This is a genomic window from Rothia sp. SD9660Na, from assembly GCF_030064065.1.
Taxonomy (GTDB): Bacteria; Actinomycetota; Actinomycetes; order Actinomycetales; family Micrococcaceae; genus Rothia.
Genome location: NZ_CP125946.1, coordinates 1,635,691 through 1,656,179, shown reverse-complemented (window position 1 = coordinate 1,656,179; position 20,489 = coordinate 1,635,691). Strand labels below are relative to the sequence as shown.

The window sequence follows — 20,489 nt, the reverse complement described above, 5'->3', positions numbered from 1 at the left end:
CTGTTTCTCCTTGTGCGTTTAGGCTTCGAACTTACCGGGAACCTCGAAGTTGAAGATGCCGGTGTCGAACTGGTTGTAGGCCTCGTAGTCGACCAGGTCGTAGAGGCGGGAGCGGGTGAACATCTGGTCCACGTAGGCCTCCTGGGTACCGTCACGCTCGATGGTTTCCAGGACGCGTTCCATGGCTCCCAGCGAGGAGCGCAGCAGGGTGACGGGGTAGATAATCATTGAGATACCCGCTTCAGCCAGCTGTTCCTTGGTGTAGAGCTCGCTCTTGCCGAACTCGGTCATGTTGGCAAGAACCGGCACGTCTACAGCGTCGCAGACAGCCTTGAACTCGTCGAGATTCTTCATGGCCTCGGGGAAAATCGCATCGGCACCGGCATCGACCAGAGCCTTGATGCGGTTGATGGTTTCCTCAAGGGAAGAGGTGCCGCGCAGGTCGGTGCGGGCCATAATCAGGAAGTTCTCATCCCGGCGGGCCTCGGCTGCTGCCTTGATTCGCTTGGTCGCGGTTTCAAGGTCAACCATGTTCTTGTTGTCGAGGTGGCCGCAGCGCTTGGGGTTGAACTGGTCCTCAATGTGGCAGCCTGCCAGGCCGTATTCTTCGAACTCCTGGATGGTGCGGGCCACGTTCATGGGCTCACCAAAGCCGGTGTCGGCATCCACAATGGCGGGCAGATTGGTGATGCGGGCAATCTGCCCTGCGCGCTGGGCTACCTCGGAGAGGGTGGTGAGGCCGACGTCCGGAAATCCCAGCTCGTTGGCCAGCACCGCACCGGAGATGTAGATACCGTCAAAGCCTTTTTCCTCGATCAGGCGGGCTGAAATGGGGGTGTATGTGCCGGGGAACTGGCGAATCTGGTCGCTAGCCAGCATCTCGCGCAGATCCTTGCGCTTTTCGGCTGCGGTTTTTGAAGCGTACAGCATTAGAAGATACCCTTCTTGCCGGTTTCAAGGTCGATGGAGGCGGTGATATTGAGGGCGTCCAGCTCACCTGCACCCAGGTTAGCCAGGTTCTCGGCGGCCTCGATGAAGCGGTTCTGCTCTTCTTCAGAGACCTTGCCTTCGGCCAGCTTGCGGAACTTGCTGATGTAGTCCTCGCGGGCGAAAGGACGGGCACCGAGCGGGTGGGCGTCCGCCACAGCGATTTCTTCGCTGAAGGTCTCGCCGTTAGCCAGCTTGATTTCAACGCGGCCGCCGAAGGCCTTTTCTGCGGGGTCGTTGGAATGGTAGCGGCGGGTCCACTCGGCGTCCTCGGCGGTGGTGACTTTGTGCCAGAGGGCTACGGTGTCTTCGCGCTGGGCACGCTCGGGGGCGTAGGAGCCGACGTGATCCCACTCGCCGTCCTGCAGCATAACGGTGAAGATGTAGGGGATGGAGTGGTCCAGGGTCTCGCGGGTGGCGGTGGGGTCGTACTTCTGGGGGTCGTTGGCGCCAGAGCCGATGACGTAGTGGGTGTGGTGGGAGGTGTGAAGAACAATCGACTCGATGTTCTCGGGGTTGGCGAATTCGGGGTGTTCGCGGTGCAGCTTGCGGGCCAGGTCAATCCATGCCTGGGCCTGGTATTCAGCGGAGTGCTCCTTGGTGTAGGTGTCGAGGATAGCTCGCTTGGGCTCGCCAATTTCGGGCAGGGGCACTTCGTAGTGGGCGTCGGGGCCGTCCAGCATCCAGGCGATGACGCCGTCCTCACCCTCGTAAATCGGCACAGGGGAGGTCTGGCCGCGCATAGCGCGGTCAACCGCTTCAACTGCCATCTTGCCTGCAAAGGCGGGGGCGTGGGCCTTCCAGGTGGAGATTTCGCCCTTGCGGGACTGGCGGGTTGCGGTGGTGGTGTGCAGGCCCTGGCCGATGGCCTGGAAGATGGTTTCGGTGTCCAGGCCCAGCAGGGTGCCGATGCCAGCCGAGGAGGACGGACCGATGTGGGCGACGTGGTCAATCTTGTGCTTGTGCAGGCAGATGGCCTTGACCAGGTCGACCTGGACCTCGTAGCCGGTAGCGATACCGCGAATCAGGTCGCGGCCGGTGGAACCTACATGCTGGGCTACTGCCAGAATCGGGGGAATGTTGTCGCCGGGGTGGGAGTATTCTGCGGCCAGGAAGGTGTCGTGGTAGTCGAGTTCGCGCACTGCCACGCCGTTGGCCCAGGCTGCCCATTCGGGGGAAACCTTGGTGCTGGTGGGCACACCGAAGATGGCTGCGCCCTTGCCATTGGGGGAGTGGGCGTGGGTAAGAGCCTGGTCGCGGGCGGAGATGATGGGGCCGCGGTTGAGAGAAGCGATAGCGACAGAGGCGTTGTCGATGATGCGGTTGATGACCATCTCTTCGACCTCGGGGAGCACCTCAACGGGGTCGGTGGCTACCTGGGCGAGCTTGTAGGCGAGCTGGTCTTCGCGGGGCAGGTTTTCTTCGGACTTATAAACTCGAACGGAGTGCAGCTTGGTCACTGATGTTTCCTTTCACGTTGTTCCTACCGGCAGCGGCGCCGGTGAGGGTTTCTTAGGCTGTTGGTTCCGGGTGGTTGAAAAGACTGTGCTGGCTTTGGGAGGCTGCGGCCTCTTCGATGGCGTAGAGCGCGTTGGCCAGGTGCAGACGGGTAGCGGCTTCAGCAAGCTGTGGGTCGCCGGAGGCGATGCAGCGGGCAATCTGGGCGTGCTCTTCAGCCGCCTGCTCTAGCCGGATGGGGTTGGCTTTAGAAAGCTTGCGGATGCGGGTGAGCTGGGTGCGCAAGGACGTCTGTGCTTGGTGCAGGTAGCGGTTGTTGGCTGCCGCGTCGATCGCGGTATCGAGCTCATCCACCAGGGAGTAGTACTCCGCCAGCGAGGCTTCTCCGCGGTGCAGGGCGAATGATGCCTCTTCAAAGGCCTGTGCCAGCGCTTTGAAGACCTTGGAATCGCCTCGACGTGCCGCAAGCGCAGCGGCTGTGCTGTCGAGCGAGGTGCGGAGCTCAAAGAGGGCGTACACGTTCGCTAGAGAAATTGGTGCTACGATGACGCCGCGGCCCGGCGCCGGTTCGGCAAGACCTTCGGCGAGAAGGCGGGATATAGCTTCGCGGACGGGGGTGCGAGAGACCCCTAGGCGCTCTGACTGTTCTACCTCTGCAATCACAGAACCGGGAGCGAGCATTCCCTCCATGATGTCGCTGCGCAGGCTCTGATAGGCCAGTTCACCAGCTCTCATTCGCTCTCTCCTTTCACAGTTTTGTGATGTGTTGCACTGAAATTGGCGGTTGTGACCACTCTAAAACACCGACCCGAGTTTTGTATACAAAAGGGGAAAAATTTTCGGACCATGCGTGAAATAATGTGTCATTTTCGCCAGTTTCACAAATTTCTGTATACAAAACCTTGCCAAATGTGACCCCTGGCACTAGGTTGGAGTCACTCCCTCATGACAACCCACCACCGGCGTCCGTAAAGGAGCACCCCACATGGCAACATACGCTGACACCTACACCCGCAGCATCGACAACCAGGAAGAGTTCTGGTTGGAACAGGCGCAAGCTATTAGCTGGTCAACCAAACCAAGCCGCGCCCTCGATAGCGATGCTGCCCCTCTGTACCGCTGGTTCCCCGACGGCGCCCTCAACACTTGCTACAACGCCGTTGACCGCCACGTAGAAGCCGGCCACGGCGATCGCACCGCCATCACCTACGACTCGGCGATGCTTGGCACCCGCCAGAACATCACCTACTCAGAACTCAAAGGTGAGGTAGAAAAAATTGCCGGTGCGCTGGCGTCCGCCGGGGTAGAAAAAGGCGACCGTGTGCTCATCTATATGCCCATGATTCCCCAGGCCGCTATGGCTATGCTGGCAGTTGCCCGCCTGGGTGCTGTGCACTCGGTGGTCTTCGGCGGTTTTGCCCCCAACGAGCTAGCTAGCCGTATCAACGACTGCTCGCCCACCGTCGTCCTGACCGCCTCTGGTGGTGTGGAACCCAAGCGCCGTATTGAGTACATCCCTGCCGTTGAAAAAGCTATTGAGCTATCGCAGACCAAGCCTGCCACCGTACTGGTTTTCGAGCGTGAGGGCTTTGAAAACTCGGTATCTGATGCTGTGCGCCGGGCTGAAGAGAACTCCACCGGCGTGACCTGGCTAGATTGGGGTCAGGCCGTTGAAGCAGCCCAGCCACACGCGCCTGTCGACGTGAAGGCCACCGACCCCCTCTACATTCTGTACACTTCTGGCACCACTGGCTCGCCCAAGGGTGTAGTGCGCGATAACGGGGGTCATGCCGTAGCTCTGACCTGGACCATGAAAAATATTTACAACGTGGGCCCCGGCGAAGTGATGTGGTGTGCCTCGGACGTGGGCTGGGTGGTGGGCCACTCCTACATTGTCTACGGGCCCCTGCTGGCCGGGGCAACCACCGTGCTCTATGAGGGCAAGCCCGTGGGGACGCCGGACGCAGGTGCCTTCTGGCGCGTTATCCAGGAATCTGGCGCTAAGTCCCTCTTCACCGCTCCCACCGCCCTACGAGCCATCCGCAAGGCTGATCCCGAAGCTAAGTTGCTCGGTGGCTACGATATTTCTTCTCTGCAGTTGCTCTTTGTTGCCGGTGAGCGCCTGGACCCCGAAACCTATCACTGGGCCACCGAGAAACTGGGCGTGCCCGTGATTGATAACTGGTGGCAGACCGAAACCGGCTGGGCCATTGCGGCTAATCCCCGCGGCCTAGAAGCCCTGCCATTGAAGCCCGGCTCACCCTCTGTTCCTTCACCCGGCTACAATCTGCAGGTGCTTGACCCCTTCGGTGAGCCCGTCGGCCCCGGCGAAGAGGGCAACCTTGCCATCAAACTACCCATGCCCCCGGGTACCCTGCCCACCCTCTGGGGCAACGACAACCGCTACATTTCCTCCTACCTCGACGCCTTCCCCGGCTACTACACCACCGGCGACTCTGGCTACATCGATAAAGACGGCTACGTCTTTGTGATGGGGCGGACCGACGACGTTATTAACGTATCTGGCCACCGCCTCTCCACCGGGGCTATGGAGCAGGTACTGGCTGGTCACCCTGCCGTTGCGGAATGTGCCGTCATCGGTATTGCTGACCAGCTTAAGGGCCAGCGCCCTGCCGGGTATGTGGTGCTCAAGGCTGGTGCTGAGATCAGTGAAGAGCAGCTGGCTACTGAGCTGATCGCCAGCGTACGCAATGACATCGGTGCGGTAGCTGACTTCAAGGACGTCAAGATTGTGGACGGCCTGCCCAAGACCCGCTCCGGCAAGATCCTGCGCAAGACCATGCGCCAGATTGCCGACGGCGAGCAGTACACCGTGCCCTCCACCATCGAAGATATGAGCGTGCTGGACGATATCGCTAAGGTGCTGCGTAGCTAGCGGCAGCTTTTCGGTGCGGACGCCGCCCTCCTCTTTCCTGCACTAGATGCAGGGGAGTGGGGTGCGGCGTCCTTGCGCTCGTTGAGTCTTTCCACGCTAGCTGCTGGAGGTCTATGAGAACCATGGCTGAGCTAAACGAGGCAGATGACTTGCGCCCACCGGCTAAACTGGTAGGTAAAAGTCTTGAACCCAACCAAAGGTGAAACACAGTGACTGAAACCGGCGCTGAGCAGCTCGGCCCCACCGGCCGCCCCCTGCGCATCTACCCCGACCCTGCCCCCCTCTCCACCCACGGGCCCGCCCGCATCATCTCTATGGTCAACCAAAAGGGCGGCGTCGGAAAAACCACCTCCACCATCAACCTCGGTGCCGCGCTTGCAGAAGCCGGACGCCGCGTCCTACTCGTTGACTTCGACCCCCAGGGCGCCCTCTCCGCTGGTTTCGGTGCTAACCCCCACGAACTCGACCTCACCGTCTATAACGTCATGATGGACCGCAAGGTCGACATCCGCGAGGTTATCCAGAGCACCGAATTCGAGAACATCGACCTGCTGCCTGCCAACATTGACCTCTCTGCAGCCGAAGTGCAGCTAGTCAACGAGGTCGCCCGTGAACAGGTGCTTGCCAGTGCCCTGCGCAAGGTCGAAAACGACTACGACGTTATCCTGATTGACTGCCAGCCCTCCCTGGGCCTGCTCACCGTCAACGCCCTGACCGCCAGCCACGGCGTCATCATCCCGCTCATCTGCGAGTTCTTCGCCCTGCGCGCGGTAGCCCTGCTAGTAGATTCCATTGAAAAGGTGCAGGAGCGTCTGAACCCCAAGCTCGAAATCGACGGCGTGCTGGCCACCATGTTCGACTCCCGCACCCTGCACTCAAAAGAGGTGCTGGCCCGCATTGTCGACGCCTTTGGCGATAAGGTATTCGACACCGTCATCAAGCGCACCGTTAAGTTCCCCGATGCCTCCGTATCGGCAGAGCCTATTCTGTCGTACGCCTCGAACCACCCCGGTGCTGAGGCCTACCGTCAGCTGGCCCGCGAGCTAATCTCCCGCGGCGGCGCTCCCTAAGCGCACCTGCCCCCTATGCTCTAGGCTACTTTTGCCCGGCTGCCCTTGAAGAACCTCGGGGCAGGCGGGCACAATAGTTAAAACACAGAAAAAAGAACGGCTTATGAGAAGCCGCCGAATCCTGGCTCAAAGATCCACAGGAGACTCGCTGCCGTGACGGTACCGAACATACTTACCCCGAGCGCACCTGCGCCCTTTACGCTCACCCTGAGCAACTTTGAAGGACCCTTCGACCTGCTGCTCACCCTGATTTCCCGCCGCAAACTCGATATCACCGATATCGCACTGGCCGAAGTCACCGACGAATTTCTCACCTACATCCGACCCCTACTTGAAGACGGCAGCGACGCCGCCCTCAACACCGCAAGCGACTTCCTCGTCACCGCTTCCACCCTGCTCGAACTCAAAACAGCGCGACTGCTCCCGCGCAGCGACAAAGCTCTAGCCTCCAACCCCGACCTGCTTGAAGCCCGCGACCTGCTCTTTGCCCGCCTGCTTCAGTACCGGGCCTACCGCGAGGTGGCAAGCGTGCTCGAAGAGCGCTTCACCGCAGAAAACCAGCGCTTTTCCCGCACCGTAGCCCTCGAACCGGCCTTCACCAAGGTATTACCCGAGCTGGTCTTTGACCTGACCCCGCAGGCCTTTGCTGAGATTGCCGCCCGCGCCCTGCGCCTGCACGAAGACCCCGACATCGAGCCGGAACCCGAACACATCGACACCGGCCACATCTACACCCCGGCCACCACCATCGCAGCCGAAGAAGCGACACTACTGGCCAAGCTGGGGGAGCGCGGTGGACAGTTGAGTTTCGCCGAGGCCTGCGCGGATGCCGCCAGCCGCGAAGTCGTGGCCGTCCGCTTTCTTGCGGTGCTAGAACTCTATAAAGAAGGCAAACTCGCCGTAGAACAGAGCCAGGCACTGGGCCCCATCACCCTGCGCCTTGAAAGCCCAGCAACCGCCCACAGGGAAGGAGAGACAGAATGAACGGGAACCCCGACTACACCGACGATGACCTCAAGATTCTGCTCTCTGGCAGCTGGGAGGCTGAACCGGAGCAGGAGCCCGAAGCTGAGCCAGCACCGCAGCCTGAGCCAGTGCCAGAAGAAACCTCCCCGGTGGCACCCCAACCCGTTGCTAAGCCAACGAAAGCCACCCCGCAGGTGGCGGCGTCCGCCCACGATCTTGCCCGAGTAGAACTCCAGCCAGGTGGCGTGAAAGCCGCCATCGAGGCGATCCTGGCGGTTGCCGATGTGCCGGTGAGCGTGCGCGAGTTTGCCGCTGCCCTGATCGTTTCAGAGCGGGCTATTGAAACAGCCCTCGACGAGCTGATGCGCGACTACGACGGCTACGACGACGCCACCGGCACCCACGAGCCCCGCGGCTTTGAGCTCCGCCAGGTGGCAGGTGGCTGGCGGCTCTACTCTCGGGCTGATTTTTCACCCTGGGTCAGCCGGTTCGTGGTGGGTGCCCAGACCGTCAAACTCACCAAGGCAGCCCTCGAAACCCTGGCCGTCATTGCCTACCAGCAACCGACCACCAGGGCCTACATCGCCCAGGTACGCGGTGTCTCAGCAGACACAGCGGTGCGCAACCTCCTACAGCGCGGTCTCATTACCGAGACCGTGCCCGATGAAACCGGGGCCACCCAGTACATCACCACCGACACCCTGCTGGAAAAGCTGGGGCTGAACTCCCTTGACGAGCTTCCCGCCCTGGCCCCCTACCTACCCGAGCCGGACCAGGTAACCAGCACCGAAAACCTAGACATTACACCCAACTAAAAGAAAGCGAGACCATCATGGCAGCACAAGGACGAAGCGGAAACCACGGACGCGGCGGCGCAGGCCGCGGCTTCGGCAAGAACAACGAATACCGCGGCGCAACCGGCAACGGCTCTGCAGGACGCAGTGGTAAGAGCTTTGGCGGTGCCGGTAAGTCCGGCGCATCCAAGGGCGGATTTAAGGGCAACAAGGGCGCTAAGCCCGGAACCCCCGGCGGCCCCCGCAAGGCCGGTACCGGTAAGGGCCCCAAGTTCCGCTCAGGGCAGCCCTTCGCTAAGGAAATGGGCGAGTTCCGCCCCGCTAACCGCGGCTCCAAGAACTTTGGCCCCCACCGTCCGCGCCGCCCCAAGAACGCACCCGTCGACCACTACCCCTTCTACGACCACGAGGGCGTCCGCCTGCAGAAGATTATGGCATCCGCCGGTGTGGCCTCCCGCCGCGTCTGCGAAGAAATGATTGAAGAGGGCCGCGTGACCGTCAACGACACCCTCGTGACCGAACTGGGCGTACGCGTTAACCCCGACCAGGTCACCATCCAGGTCGACGGCATGACCATCCAGACCAACGACAAGCTGGTCTACATGGTGCTCAACAAGCCCGCCGGTGTCATCTCAGCCATGGACGACCCCGACGGCCGCCCCAACATCTCCAACTTCCTGCGCTCATCCATGACCGAACGCGTCTTCCACGTGGGCCGCCTGGACGTTGAAACTGAAGGTCTGCTCCTGCTGACCAATGACGGCGAGCTGGCCAACCGCCTGACCCACCCCTCCTACGAGGTGCCCAAGACTTACCTGGTGCAGGTACCCGGCCCCATGGAACCCGGTATTGGTGCAGCCATGAAGAAGGGCCTGCGCCTGGAGGACGGTGTCACCCGCGTTGACGAGTTCAAGCTGGTTGACTCAACCCCCGGCCACGTACTCGTTGAGGTCACCATCCACTCCGGCAAGAACCGCATCATCCGCCGCATGTTCGAACACGTCGGCTACCCCGTCGAGAAGCTCGTACGCGTCGAAATGGGCCCCATCCACATCGGCTCCCAGAAGCAGGGCACCGTCCGCAATCTTTCCAAAGTCGAAATCGGTAAGCTGCTGGCCTCGGTAGGCATGTAATGAGCGGTTCACCCACCGTCTTCGACTCCCACCTGCACGGCCCCGTCCTGGTGATTGGCGCGGGCCTGCTGGGTGCCTCCATCGGGCTGGGCCTGAGCCACCGCGGCTACACGGTCTACATCTCCGATATCTCGCCCACCACCGAAGCCGTCGCCGAAGACATCGGCGCCGGCACCTCCCTGCGGGCCCTAGCCAACGAGTGGCAAGGGAAAACAGGGCAGGGCGCCTCCACCCAGCTGGAACTTACCCCTCAGCTGGTCGTCGTTGCGGCACCCCCGGACGTCACCGCCGACCTGGTGGCGCGCGCGCTCGCCGACTACCCGGCGTCCTTTGTCATCGACATAGCTTCGGTGAAGTCGGAGATTTTGAGCGCGGTGCGGGAAGCAAGGGCCGATGTGAGCCGCTACCTGGGCACCCACCCCATGGCCGGGCGCGAAAAATCGGGCCCCGTGGCTGCCCGCGGTGAGCTCTTCTCAGCCCGCCCCTGGGTGCTCTGCGACCACGAGATGGTGCGCCCCGAACTGGTCAAGGTAGCCCAACAGCTAGCCACCGAACTAGGCTCAACCATCACCCATATGGATGTGGAAGAGCACGACCGCACCGTTGCCTTGATCTCGCACGTGCCCCAGGTGATGAGCTCCCTGCTGGCCTCCCGCCTGCAGGATACCCCCCTCTACGCCCTGGGGCTGGCCGGGCAGGGGCTACGTGACACTACCCGGATCGCGGCATCGGACCCCGGACTGTGGGTGCAGATTCTTTCGGCTAACGCGGAGCCCGTGGTACAGACCCTTTACGGGGTGCGCGAAGACCTAGAGCGCCTGATCAGCACCCTGGAAGCCCCCACCGCTACCGGTGCCCGCCTCGATATCGCCCAGCTCATGAGCGAGGGTAACTCGGGTGTGGCCCGCATACCAGGCAAGCACGGCGGCTCCCCCTCCGCCTTTGCCCAGCTGACCGTGCTGGTGGACGACACCCCCGGCACCCTGGCCCGCCTACTGGTTGAAATCGGCGAACTGGGCGTCAACCTGGAGGACCTGCGCCTGGAACACTCACCCGGTGCCCAGGTCGGCATGGCCGAAATTTCGGTCAACCCCAATGAACACGAAAAACTCATCGAAGACCTCACCAGCCGCGGCTGGAAGGTCGTCAAGTAAGGAAGAAAACTATGTCTGACAAGCTCGTGATCGCCATTGACGGCCCTTCTGGCTCCGGCAAGTCCTCGGTCTCTAAGGCCGTGGCTCGCCACTACGGGCTCGAATACCTGGACACCGGCGCTATGTACCGTGCCCTGACCTGGTACTGCCTGGATACTCAGGTCAACACCGAGGACGCCGCAGCCTTGGTTGCTGCCGCCCGCAGCTTCCCCTACGTGCAGGGCACCAGCCCCGACGAAGAGATCATCGAGGTCGGGGGAGTAGACGTGCGCGAGGCTATCCGCGAACCCCGCATCTCTGAGGCTGTTTCTGTTGTTGCCTCGAATATGGACGTCCGTCAGATCCTGATCGACCTGCAGCGGGACTTCATCGCCCGCGCTAAGGCCGGCATAGTGGCAGAAGGCCGCGACATTACCACCGTCGTTGCCCCCGACGCTGACGCCCGCGTCCTGCTCACCGCCAGCGAAGAAGTGCGCCTAGCCCGCCGCGGCCTACAGCTAGGCGGCACCCAGAACTCCGAGCAGCTCGCAGCCCAGGTCTCAGCCCGCGACGCCAAAGACTCCAAGGTCACCAGCTTCACCGAAGCCGCCGAAGGCGTAGCCCTCGTTGACTCATCAGAACTCAACTTCGAAGAAACCATCGCAGCGGTCATCGAAGCCGTCGAAGGCCAACTCAAGCGCTAGTGACCGGGCGGCGTGCAGGCGTCCGCCCCACCGTGAACTAAACTTATCTACCAACGCACCGGCACCCGCCGGAAACCACCACAGGAGGTATCGCCCATGAGCGACGAACTCACCCCCCACGACGACTACGAGGTCAAGTTCCTCGGCGGCGGCGACGATGACGTATCGGACCGCCTGGCCGAAATTGACGACGAAACCGCCAACCAGCGCGCAGAAGCTCTGCTCGCTGGCCTGGAAGACTACGACCTGGACGAAGAAGACCGCGCCCTACTGGGCTCCTGGGGCTTCGACATTGACGAAGACGACAACCAGGAAGCTGACCCCGTTGTCGCCATTGTGGGCCGCCCTAACGTCGGTAAGTCCACCATCATCAACCGAATCCTTGGCCGCCGCGAAGCCGTGGTTGAAGACAAGCCCGGCGTCACCCGCGACCGTGTCTCCTACAAGGCCGAACACAACGGCAAGGACTTCACCCTGGTCGACACCGGCGGCTGGGAAGCAGACGCCAAGGGCATTGACGCGCAGGTTGCGGCTCAGGCCGAAATCGCTGTTGCCCACGCCGACGTCGTCCTGCTCGTGGTAGATGCCATGGTTGGCATTTCAGCCACCGATGAAGCGATTGTGCGTATGCTCCGCCGCGTCGACAAGCCCATCCTGCTGATTGCCAACAAGATTGACGATAGCCACCAGGAACCCGAAGTCCACGCCCTCTGGTCACTGGGTATGGGCCAGCCCTACCCGGTCTCTGGCCTGCATGGGCGCGGTCTGGCCGATATGCTCGACGCCATGATGGAGGTGCTGCCCGAGCACTCCCAGTACGCCGAGCCCGAGGCCCTGGGCGGCCCCCGTCGTATTGCCCTGATCGGCCGCCCCAACGTCGGTAAGTCCTCCCTACTCAACAAGTTGGCCGGTGAAGAGCGTGCCGTGGTCAACGACCTGGCAGGCACCACCCGTGACCCCGTGGATGAAATCGTTGAACTGGGTGGCCGCCCCTGGCGTTTCGTCGATACCGCAGGTATCCGCCGCCGCCAGCACATGGCCAAGGGTGCAGACTTCTACGCCTCCCTGCGTACCCAGACCGCTATCGAACGCGCCGAGGTAGCCGTAGTGCTCCTGGATGTTTCTGAGCCCCTGAGCGAGCAGGACGTCCGCATTGTGCAGATGGCTGTGGACGCCGGCCGCGCTATGGTGCTGGCCTTCAACAAATGGGACACCCTCGATGAAGACCGCCGCGAAATGCTCGAACGCGAAATTGAGCGCGACCTGGCCCACGTGAAGTGGGCACCTCGCGTCAACATCTCAGCAAAGACCGGCTGGCACAAGGACAAGCTGGTTCCTGCCCTGGAGCACTCCCTGGACTCCTGGGACTCCCGCATCCCCACAGGCCGCTTGAACGCCTTCCTGGGCGAAATCGTGGCAGCTCACCCCCACCCCCTGCGTGGCGGTAAGCAGCCCCGTATCCTCTTCGGCACCCAGGTGTCCTCCCGCCCGCCCAAGTTCGTTCTCTTCACCACTGGCTTCCTCGATCCCGGCTACCGCCGCTTCATCGCTCGTCGTCTGCGTGAAACCTTCGACTTCACCGGCACCCCCATCGACATCACCATGCGCGTGCGTGAGCGCCGCAGCCTGGGGGAGCGCCAGAGCGGTAAGTCAGGTAAGGGCGGACGCCGCTAACACCGGCCTATTTGAAGTGTGACCTAAAACGCTCCAAAAAAGCCCCAAAAACCCGGTTTTCGATTTTGCACTCTCTCAAAGAGGTGTGTATAGTTGTACGAGTGCTCAAGGGAACGGTAAAGTTCACGAGAGACAATCGGGTTGTGGCGCAGCTTGGTAGCGCACTTGACTGGGGGTCAAGGGGTCGCAGGTTCAAATCCTGTCAACCCGACAGATAAAGCTCCGGCCACTAGGGTAAAACCTAGTGGCCGGAGCTTTTTGTTGCCTGAAGAGCGGGGCTAGCTGGTGAAGCTGCCCTGTGGATATCGCTTACCGGGCGTCATAGTCGCGTCACGGCTCCACCGTTTTCGGGGAGGTGCGGACGCCCGCACCCCGGGTTTTCCTGGAAAATACGGGGTAGGTGCGGTTACAGGGTTATCCACAGGGCACCCCTGCCTGTACTGGTCAGCCCCGGTTTTTCTAGCCTAGTGGCATGACTCAGCTAGAAGAACTCAACCAGAAACTGCTCACCTGCCAGCAGCTCGCCGCCCGCTACCCTAACCGTTACCAGCTTGAGGCCGCAATAGCGCGGGGGCTCTACCGGCGGGTAGCACGCGGTTTCTACCTGCACCGCACCGACTGGGATAGTCTCACGCCGGAAGAAGTCTATCTTGCCCGGGTACTGGCCCTGGCGGCGTCCTACCCCGGAATTATCTTCTCCCACCAGACAGCCGCCCTGCTCCACGGGTTGCCCCTAGAAAGCCTGCCCGAGACTGTACACGTCTACTGCTACCACCGTACCCGCGCCAAAGACTACACCGTGCACCACGGGGAGCTGCATCTGCCTACCGATACCACCGTGCTCGCCCCGGGCATCCGCATCACCAGCCTGGAGAGAACCCTCACCGATTTAGCAGAGAAACCGAGCACACAGCGCTACCGCATCAAACTATAAAGAACCGCCTGCCCCGAAGTAGTCGGAGCGGGCGGTCGTACTGCTATCTAGCAGCACTCACAGGCAGGTGTAAGGCAACTGCTAATTGTTGTGAGCGTAGCGGTAGATAAACGCGGCCATGGCATCGCGCTTAATAGGCTCGTAGGGACGGAAGGTACCGTCGCCCCAGCCCGTGGTGATACCGCGAGAACGCAGCCACATAATTTCACGGTAGAAAATGGTACTCTCGGGAACATCCACAAACTGTGACCCCTTAGGCGCTACATAGTAGGGCTCACCCGCGTAGCGGTAGAAGAAGGCAGCCATAGCGTCGCGCTTAATGGGTTCGAAGGGGCGGAAGGTACCGTCGCCCCAGCCCGTGGTAATACCCTCAGCCTTGAGCCACTCAATTTCCTTGTAGAAGGGGTGGGTCTGGTCTACGTCCTTGAAAGAGGGGGTCTCGGGGGCCTCAAAGGCGGGGGAGCCCGCTAGACGGTAGAAGAAAGCTGCTGTAGCTCCGCGGTCAACGTGGTCGTAGGGGCGGAAGGTGCCGTCTGCCCAGCCGGTCGTGATGCGCTGCTGAGCCAGCCACATGATTTCACGGTAGAAAATATCGGCTTCGGTAACATCAACAAAAGAAATCGGCTCGGGAGACAGGTTCATACCGACCAGCAGAGGGTCGTGGTCTGATGAGCGGAACTCGTTAGCCTCGTAGAAGTCGGTGATGTTGCTGTTGTAACGGCTGTATTCAAGCGCTACAGACTCAACTGAGTTGATGTTCCAGACCTGAGCACTCTCTACCTTTTCTGCCAAGGCAGGGGACGCCAAAATATGATCGAGCGAGCCAGCGCGGCCACCGTACAGGTAGGTGTGGCCTGCGTCGTACTTCTCACCCAGGTTGGTGTAACCGGCGGAATAAAGCACCTGCATGGGGTCCTCCTGGGTATACGAGTTGAAGTCACCTAAGAGCATGATGTTGTCGGTGCTGTGTCGTTCACCCTGGGTCGCAGCGAAGTTCACCAGGGCGGTGGCTTGGGCGACGCGTGAAGCGTTGGAGCTACCCTGGCCGTCATTCTGGTCAGCGTCGGCCCCGCTACCGGATCCTTTGGACTTGAAGTGGTTCACAACAGCTACAAAGACATCGTCACCGCTGGTTGCTGCTGCATCTGCCGGAGCAAAAGCCTGGGCCAGGGGCTGGCGGGCGTTAGAGAAGGCTGCATCGTCGAGTATCGCTGACTCACCAACAGGTTTGACCTCAGCGGGCTGGTAGATGAAGGCGGTGCGAATGACGTCCTCGCTGGCAGGCAGAGCGCTGGGGGAAGCAACAGCCGCCCACTTTTCGTAGCCGGCGTCCTTATTGAGCTCTTCAACCAGCTTATTGAGGGCGATATCCCGGTTATCGTGACCGGTGGCGAGAGTGTTCTCGATTTCTTCCAGAGAGAGCACAGAGGTATCGATCTTGTTGATAGCCTGTATAATCTTGGATTGCTGGCGCTCGAAGCTAGCTAGGGTTGCGGCTCCTCGAACCGCGCAGTTGCCGCTGACGGTGATGGGGTTTTTCTCGCGGTCGGTGTAGAACTTGCAGCCTGCGACGGTGTCTCCCACGGTGGTGAAGTAGTTGAGGACGTTGAAGCTAGAGATACTGTGCTCGCTGGCTACATCAGGGGCCGCTGTGCGGGTGTTGGACCAGGACGCCGGTAGAGCAGTGGGGTCGGTTACGCCGTTGACTGGAGCGGTGGGCTGCAGACGCCAGGCGTTGAAAGAGTAGCCCAGGACAACCGAGTTGTTGAAGCTGACGGCAGCTCCGACGCGCAGAGGGTTGCTGGTGGAGATATAGGGCAGCGGTGTGCCGGTGCCTGCACGGGTGTAATCTACGGTCGCGCCGTCATCAAGCAGGACTACCTTAGCCGCGTTCTCGGCCTCATAGGCGAGGGCTGCTGCGCCGGGGGCCACCACATCGGTGGCGGTGCGCAGAGCCTGGGTGCCGTTGACAAGACCCACCTCACCGTAGCGGTTGGTATTGTAGTTATCGGTGACGGTGATATCACCGGTGGGCTGTAGAAGCATACCTTCGAGGGCTTCACGGGCCTCGTCACCCTCAGGTAGCTGGCCGGTCACCGGGGTGACAGGGGTAAAGGGGGCAGCAAGGACGGTGAGGTCAGCCGTGCGGGAAACCGTAATCTGGGTTTGGCCGTTGTACTCAGAAACCGCACCGGTCACTTCAACGAGCTCCCCCTGAGCAACCTGGGCCACGGTGCTGGGGGAGTAGACGAAGATGCCGTCAGAAGCACCGGGGGTGCGACTCTCCGCCCCGGTGCCCTCGGTCTGTAGATAGTAGCCGCGCAGACCACCTTCTGCATAGACAGCTGTGACGACACCGCGGGTGGTGACGCTTTGACCGGCTAGGGGGCTTGTTGAGCCGGTACCCTGAATAGCAGCAATGGGGGTTAGTTCGGCTGCCTGAGCAGGCAGGGCCGTCATGAGAGGCGCAAGGGTAGCGGTAGAGGTAAGAAGGGCAAATGCCGCACGATGGTGGGAAAGGCGTGGGAAATCAAGCATGAGAATCCTTGGGGAGCAATTTTAGTAGATGTGTGGTGATATGGCTCATGGCCGCATCACACTATTCTAGGCACCCACCTACTCAAAATTTAAAGTCCTCGGTTGAAAGTTAAGTGGCAGGGTGGTTAATTTTTGCCCACCAGTGTTCGAGGTGTGTGAATCTGTGGGGTTTGCTACCCTGTCATCTAGTGAGGGGTGAATTTACTGATGATGTAAGCAAGTCCACGGTGTAAGGGTTAGGGTGTTTCTAACTGGGTTGGCACATGTTACCGCCCTGAGAAAACATCGCTTCCACTAGGTGGTTTGAGGATTTTTTGACCTCCTTTGAGGTTCGTGGGGTAGACAGGCTCACTTGGGTCATTTTTTACCTTCACAGATCCCCCCGCGGTGAGTCGGTTTTTGTCAGTTTTGTGTGTGAATTAGTGGTAATTTGGGAGGTAGGAAAGTGCAAACAGCACACAAAACCAACCATGGAACAAACCTCCGCAGCTAAGGAACCCATACTCATGTGGCAGCAGGTCTATGACCCACTGAACAACCAGGCACTCTCAGCCCTCGTAGCGGCAGTGCCGATTTTCGTCTTCCTCCTGGGGCTCACCGCCCTCAAAATGAAAGGCCTCCACGCAGCCCTGGTAGCCCTGGCATCAGCAGTTGCTCTGGCCGTCCTCGTATTCGGCATGCCCTTTGCCTCATCCCTCTCAGCCATCGGCTACGGCTTCCTCTCTGGCATGTGGCCCATCGGCTGGATTGTGCTCATGGCCGTCTGGCTCTACCGCATCACCGTCCGCGCCGGTAACTTTGAGGTAATCCGCAGCTCAGTCTCCGGCATCTCAGCTGACCAGCGCATCCAGGTACTCCTGATTGCTTTCTGCTTCGGTGGCTTCATCGAAGGTGCCGCAGGCTTCGGCATTCCGATTGCTATCTGTGCAGCCCTGCTGGTTACCCTGGGTTTTGAACCCGTCAAGGCCTGTCTGCTGGCCCTGGTGTCCAACGTCGCCTCGGGTGCCTACGGTGCTATCGGCATCCCCGTCCTTACCGGCTCCACCGTCTCCGGCGTACCCCAGGCTGAACTGAACTCCATGATGGTCTGGGTGCTGCAGGTTATCACCATCTTCATTCCCGTCCTGCTGGTCATGATGCTGGACGGCGTCCGCGGCCTCAAAGAAACCGGCCTGGTCGCCCTGGGGCTGGGTGTTATCGTCTCCGCTGCCCAGGCAGGCGTCCTGCTGGCCATCGGCCCCGAACTGGTAGACATTATCCCCTACTTGCTCGGTCTGATCCTGCTGGCCGTTACTATGATGAAGTGGCAGCCCGCCCACATCTACCGCGAACCCGGCGCGCCCTCCCTCGAAGAACTTGGGAAGAGCCCCAGCGGCTTCACCTTCTCTGGTGTCGTCAAGGCCTGGAGCCCCTTCATCATCCTGTCCATCATGATTCTGCTCTGGTCGACCCCCCTCATTAAGGGGCTGGTCAAGGCTAAGACCGAAACCAGCGCAGCAGGTGCTCTAAACTGGACCACCATCCCTATCCAGATGCCCGCCCTGCATGGCCAGATTTCCCAGGTTGCTCCCATCGTGGCAGAAGAAACCGCCATGAAGGCCGTGTGGAACTGGAACATGCTCGGCGCCTCTGGTACTGCTATTCTGGTTGCAGCTCTGATTACCATCGCTATCTCCAACATCAGCTGGAAGGCAGCCTTCGAAGAACTCGGCGGTGCCTGGAAGCAGCTCTGGCAGCCCATCCTGCTCATCTGCCTGGTCATGGCCGTTGCTAACGTCATGAACTTCGGTGGCATGTCCTCCGCCCTGGCTCTGGCCCTGGCAGCTGTCGGCTCCATCTTCCCGCTCTTCTCGCCCATCATCGGCTGGATTGGCGTCTTCGTCACCGGCTCAGTGGTCAACAACAACACCCTCTTTGCCGGCCTACAGTCCACCACCGCAAGCCAGATCGGCGCCAACTCCGGCCTGCTGGTTGCAGCTAACACCGCCGGTGGTGTGACGGCAAAGGTTGTTTCGCCCCAGTCCATCGCGATTGCGGCAGCATCGGTGAATATGTCTGGCCAGGAATCAAAGATCACCAATGCAGCCATCAAGTACTCGCTGGCCCTGGTGGTAGTCCTCTGTGTCTGGGTCTACGTGCTCTCACTGGTGATGCCCGCCTAAGCCACTGGCTCTGTTTCTGGTTTAGCTAGAAAAGGACGCCCGCCCCACCTTCTCCTGTCTGAGGCAGGGAGGTGGGGCGGGCGTCCTTCTTACTGTTAGCAAAGTGAAAGACAACTCGCTTGACGAGCTGGTCTAAATACCCCCTGAAAGAAAGTAAACTGTTGGTATGAGCATCACACCCGTAAAAAATCTACTGAATGACCAGCTGCCCAGCTTCATCAAGCAGGGTTACCTCTTCATGTCACACCAGCGCCGCAAGGCCGGGGTGTCGGCAGAGTCGCACTGCCCTGTCACCTTCCCGGCTTTGGGCGGCACCGCAACCCTCATCCGCGGCGAAGAAGCCGTGGACTTCTTCTACGACGAGACCAAGATTAGCCGCGACGGCGCCATGCCCGCAGCTATCCAGGGGCCACTCTTTGGCGAAGGTGCCGTGCACACCCTCGATGGGGAAGCCCACAAGGTCCGCAAGGCCAAGATGGCTGAAATGGCCTACGACGACGAGCGTGTTGAGGCTTTTAAGGGTTTCGTTGAAGAAGAGATGAAGGCCCTGATCGAACGCTGGAAGACCAACCCCGGTAACATCTACGACGATGTTGCGGTGGCCTACGGCCGGGCTGCCTTCCGCTGGGCTGGGGTGCCCGCGTCCGACCGGGAGCTGAATAAGCGTGCTACCCAGATGAGCCACCTGCTCGACACCTTCGGTGAGTTCAAGCAGAACGTGCTCTCCTGGATCGATCGCAAGAAACTGGACGCCTGGGCAGAAGAGCTCATCGAAAAGGTTCGCTCCGGTGAACTGACCGTCGAACCTGATTCTGTAGTGCGTCACATGGCTGACCTGCGCGATGAGAAGGGAGAATTGGTTACCGCTAAGCTGGCCGGTATTGAACTGCAGAACCTGACCCGTCCCACTGTAGCTGTCTCCCGTTTCGCAGCTTTTGCCGCAGTTGCCATGGTGGAAAACCCCGAGTGGGCTGCCAAGATCAAGAAGGCTGTTGAGGACGCTGACGGCCGCCTGGTCAACATTCCCGAAGCTGTTGCCTTCGCTCAGGAGACCCGCCGCAAGTACCCCTTCGTGCCCATGCTGCCCGGCCTGGTCAAGGAGGACAGCGAACTCTCAGGTTGCCCCATTCAGAAGGGCCAGCGCGTGCTGCTAGATGTGCTGGGCACCAACACCTCGCCTCAGCTGTGGAAGAATGCCACCAGCTTCGACCCCCAGCGTTTCCTCGACCAGCCCGACTATGAAGCCATCAAGGGTTTCGTCCCCCAGGGCGGTGGCGACGTGCTGAGCGGCCACCGTTGCCCCGGTGAGAAGATTGCGGTTGCTGCGCTGTCTTCCACCATCGCAGCGCTCTCAGCCGACAACGTCACAATCTCTGAAGACGCCGAAGACACCACCTTCAGCATGACCCAGCTGCTGACCCGCCCCAAGACCGGCGTGCGGGTCACCGTCAGCTAGGGCAGGCGTCCGCCCCGCATGAAGGGAACGATATTTTGGCTAATAGCTAGCAGACTGGTGTAGCCCTCGTCCAAGGCCAAGCTAAAACAGATATCAATGACCTGTTGAACCTCTTCGGGGGAATGGCGCTCTAGCCAGGCTCTGGTCAACGTTTTCAACCCGGTCACTGGCTAGGGTAGGAGCTTCAGACAGGGTGAAATGCCCCTGGGCATCGGTATGCCAGTTAAAAACAGAATGCTGAACTAGGCCGAAGAAACTGCTGGCCACCACCTGCGGGCTGCCCTGCTTGAACATCAGGCACCCTACAATGCTATCGGCGGTTATGTACTCCACTGTTTTGCCAGGGTGCGCTGGTAGCCGGGGCTATCGAGGAACTCAGGGACAAAACCCGGCGAATCAAAGGTAATGAGCTGATCGATACGGCCCTGGGCGAGCTCGCTCTGCATACTGGCAGCGTGTACCGCGTCGTCCTGCTTTGCCTCATAGCGGTAGAACCTCAGCCCTGCAAAATGGGCGGACGCTGCCACTAGCTTGAGTAGTTGCAGCCGCTGGGCGGTGGCTAAGAACCAGTTAGCCCGCAAGTC

General features: G+C 60.7%; 18 protein-coding genes and 1 tRNA gene. 12 read left to right on the top strand and 7 right to left on the bottom strand.

Features of this window, described 5'->3' with window-relative positions; genetic code table 11:
* Positions 1-18: 18 nt before the first annotated feature.
* From prpB to QM007_RS07820, 3 genes are read right to left on the bottom strand one after another with little or no spacing between them, the layout of a single operon-like run.
* Positions 19-930, bottom strand: a complete 912-nt coding sequence (prpB, locus tag QM007_RS07830) for a methylisocitrate lyase (RefSeq protein ID WP_283489447.1) — start codon at positions 928-930, stop codon at positions 19-21.
* Positions 930-2,447: an MmgE/PrpD family protein gene (locus QM007_RS07825; protein WP_283489446.1), complete on the bottom strand. Its 1,518-nt coding sequence runs from the start codon at positions 2,445-2,447 to the stop codon at positions 930-932. The genes prpB and QM007_RS07825 overlap by 1 nt, the downstream gene beginning before the upstream one ends.
* A gap of 52 nt (positions 2,448-2,499) precedes the next feature.
* Positions 2,500-3,180 (bottom strand): GntR family transcriptional regulator, encoded by a 681-nt coding sequence (locus QM007_RS07820; RefSeq protein WP_283489445.1) that lies wholly within the window; start codon positions 3,178-3,180, stop codon positions 2,500-2,502.
* A gap of 250 nt (positions 3,181-3,430) precedes the next feature.
* On the opposite strand from QM007_RS07820, the gene QM007_RS07815 reads away from it, so the two are divergent.
* From QM007_RS07815 to QM007_RS07770, 10 genes are all read left to right on the top strand, one after another.
* Positions 3,431-5,341, top strand: coding sequence for a propionyl-CoA synthetase (locus QM007_RS07815; RefSeq protein ID WP_283489444.1), 1,911 nt, complete (start codon positions 3,431-3,433; stop codon positions 5,339-5,341).
* A gap of 209 nt (positions 5,342-5,550) precedes the next feature.
* Positions 5,551-6,411 (top strand): ParA family protein, encoded by an 861-nt coding sequence (locus tag QM007_RS07810; RefSeq protein WP_283489443.1) that lies wholly within the window; start codon positions 5,551-5,553, stop codon positions 6,409-6,411.
* Positions 6,412-6,564: 153 nt separating this feature from the next.
* Complete coding sequence (locus QM007_RS07805) at positions 6,565-7,395, top strand: segregation and condensation protein A (RefSeq protein WP_283489442.1); 831 nt, start codon at positions 6,565-6,567, stop codon at positions 7,393-7,395.
* Positions 7,392-8,192 carry an SMC-Scp complex subunit ScpB gene (gene scpB / locus QM007_RS07800; protein ID WP_283489441.1) on the top strand — a complete coding sequence of 267 codons (801 nt, stop codon included), beginning with the start codon at positions 7,392-7,394 and terminating at the stop codon, positions 8,190-8,192. The genes QM007_RS07805 and scpB overlap by 4 nt, the downstream gene beginning before the upstream one ends.
* A 17-nt stretch (positions 8,193-8,209) precedes the next feature.
* A complete protein-coding gene (locus QM007_RS07795) occupies positions 8,210-9,304 on the top strand; it encodes a pseudouridine synthase (RefSeq protein WP_283489440.1) in 1,095 nt (364 codons plus the stop codon).
* Complete coding sequence (locus tag QM007_RS07790; RefSeq protein WP_283489439.1) at positions 9,304-10,458, top strand: prephenate dehydrogenase; 1,155 nt, start codon at positions 9,304-9,306, stop codon at positions 10,456-10,458. The genes QM007_RS07795 and QM007_RS07790 overlap by 1 nt, the downstream gene beginning before the upstream one ends.
* An 11-nt stretch (positions 10,459-10,469) precedes the next feature.
* On the top strand, positions 10,470-11,141 hold the full coding sequence (gene cmk, locus QM007_RS07785; RefSeq protein ID WP_283489438.1) for a (d)CMP kinase: 672 nt from the start codon (positions 10,470-10,472) through the stop codon (positions 11,139-11,141).
* Between the two features lie 96 nt (positions 11,142-11,237).
* Entirely contained in the window at positions 11,238-12,815 is a 1,578-nt protein-coding gene (der, locus tag QM007_RS07780) for a ribosome biogenesis GTPase Der (RefSeq protein WP_283489437.1), read from the top strand.
* Between the two features lie 137 nt (positions 12,816-12,952).
* Positions 12,953-13,026 (top strand) — tRNA-Pro (locus tag QM007_RS07775).
* 261 nt (positions 13,027-13,287) lie between these two features.
* Positions 13,288-13,749, top strand: a complete 462-nt coding sequence (locus QM007_RS07770) for a hypothetical protein (protein ID WP_283489436.1) — start codon at positions 13,288-13,290, stop codon at positions 13,747-13,749.
* Between the two features lie 81 nt (positions 13,750-13,830).
* On the opposite strand, the gene QM007_RS07765 is transcribed toward QM007_RS07770, so the two are convergent.
* A complete protein-coding gene (locus QM007_RS07765) occupies positions 13,831-16,287 on the bottom strand; it encodes an ExeM/NucH family extracellular endonuclease (protein WP_283489435.1) in 2,457 nt (818 codons plus the stop codon).
* Positions 16,288-16,793: 506 nt separating this feature from the next.
* Here QM007_RS07765 and QM007_RS07760 point away from each other — a divergent pair.
* Positions 16,794-18,449, top strand: coding sequence for an L-lactate permease (locus tag QM007_RS07760; protein WP_283491020.1), 1,656 nt, complete (start codon positions 16,794-16,796; stop codon positions 18,447-18,449).
* A 166-nt stretch (positions 18,450-18,615) separates the two neighbouring features.
* Complete coding sequence (locus tag QM007_RS07755) at positions 18,616-19,905, top strand: cytochrome P450 (protein ID WP_283489434.1); 1,290 nt, start codon at positions 18,616-18,618, stop codon at positions 19,903-19,905.
* Here the strand turns inward: QM007_RS07755 and QM007_RS07750 are convergent.
* Genes QM007_RS07750 through QM007_RS07745 form a run of 3 tightly spaced genes read right to left on the bottom strand, consistent with a single transcriptional unit; the run spans position 19,902 to position 20,486 of the window.
* The gene (locus QM007_RS07750; RefSeq protein WP_283489433.1) at positions 19,902-20,054 is read right to left on the bottom strand and encodes a hypothetical protein; all 153 of its coding nucleotides are present in this window, start codon (positions 20,052-20,054) and stop codon (positions 19,902-19,904) included. The two genes, QM007_RS07755 and QM007_RS07750, sit on opposite strands and share 4 nt — an antisense overlap.
* The gene (locus QM007_RS11165; protein WP_502949053.1) at positions 19,999-20,199 is read right to left on the bottom strand and encodes a hypothetical protein; all 201 of its coding nucleotides are present in this window, start codon (positions 20,197-20,199) and stop codon (positions 19,999-20,001) included. The genes QM007_RS07750 and QM007_RS11165 overlap by 56 nt, the downstream gene beginning before the upstream one ends.
* A gap of 26 nt (positions 20,200-20,225) precedes the next feature.
* Complete coding sequence (locus QM007_RS07745; RefSeq protein WP_283489432.1) at positions 20,226-20,486, bottom strand: Mbeg1-like protein; 261 nt, start codon at positions 20,484-20,486, stop codon at positions 20,226-20,228.
* Between the last annotated feature and the right edge of the window lie 3 nt (positions 20,487-20,489).

Bases quoted from the DNA above. Each gene is read 5' to 3' on its own strand.
- QM007_RS07755 (WP_283489434.1), top strand. From the start codon at position 18,616: ATGAGCATCACACCCGTAAAAAATCTACTGAATGACCAGCTGCCCAGC.
- QM007_RS07760 (WP_283491020.1), top strand. From the start codon at position 16,794: ATGTGGCAGCAGGTCTATGACCCACTGAACAACCAGGCACTCTCAGCC.
- QM007_RS07790 (WP_283489439.1), top strand. From the start codon at position 9,304: ATGAGCGGTTCACCCACCGTCTTCGACTCCCACCTGCACGGCCCCGTC.
- QM007_RS07820 (WP_283489445.1), bottom strand. From the start codon at position 3,180: ATGAGAGCTGGTGAACTGGCCTATCAGAGCCTGCGCAGCGACATCATG.
- scpB (WP_283489441.1), top strand. From the start codon at position 7,392: ATGAACGGGAACCCCGACTACACCGACGATGACCTCAAGATTCTGCTC.
- QM007_RS11165 (WP_502949053.1), bottom strand. From the start codon at position 20,199: ATGTTCAAGCAGGGCAGCCCGCAGGTGGTGGCCAGCAGTTTCTTCGGC.
- QM007_RS07765 (WP_283489435.1), bottom strand. From the start codon at position 16,287: ATGCTTGATTTCCCACGCCTTTCCCACCATCGTGCGGCATTTGCCCTT.
- QM007_RS07795 (WP_283489440.1), top strand. From the start codon at position 8,210: ATGGCAGCACAAGGACGAAGCGGAAACCACGGACGCGGCGGCGCAGGC.
- QM007_RS07770 (WP_283489436.1), top strand. From the start codon at position 13,288: ATGACTCAGCTAGAAGAACTCAACCAGAAACTGCTCACCTGCCAGCAG.
- QM007_RS07815 (WP_283489444.1), top strand. From the start codon at position 3,431: ATGGCAACATACGCTGACACCTACACCCGCAGCATCGACAACCAGGAA.
- cmk (WP_283489438.1), top strand. From the start codon at position 10,470: ATGTCTGACAAGCTCGTGATCGCCATTGACGGCCCTTCTGGCTCCGGC.
- der (WP_283489437.1), top strand. From the start codon at position 11,238: ATGAGCGACGAACTCACCCCCCACGACGACTACGAGGTCAAGTTCCTC.
- prpB (WP_283489447.1), bottom strand. From the start codon at position 930: ATGCTGTACGCTTCAAAAACCGCAGCCGAAAAGCGCAAGGATCTGCGC.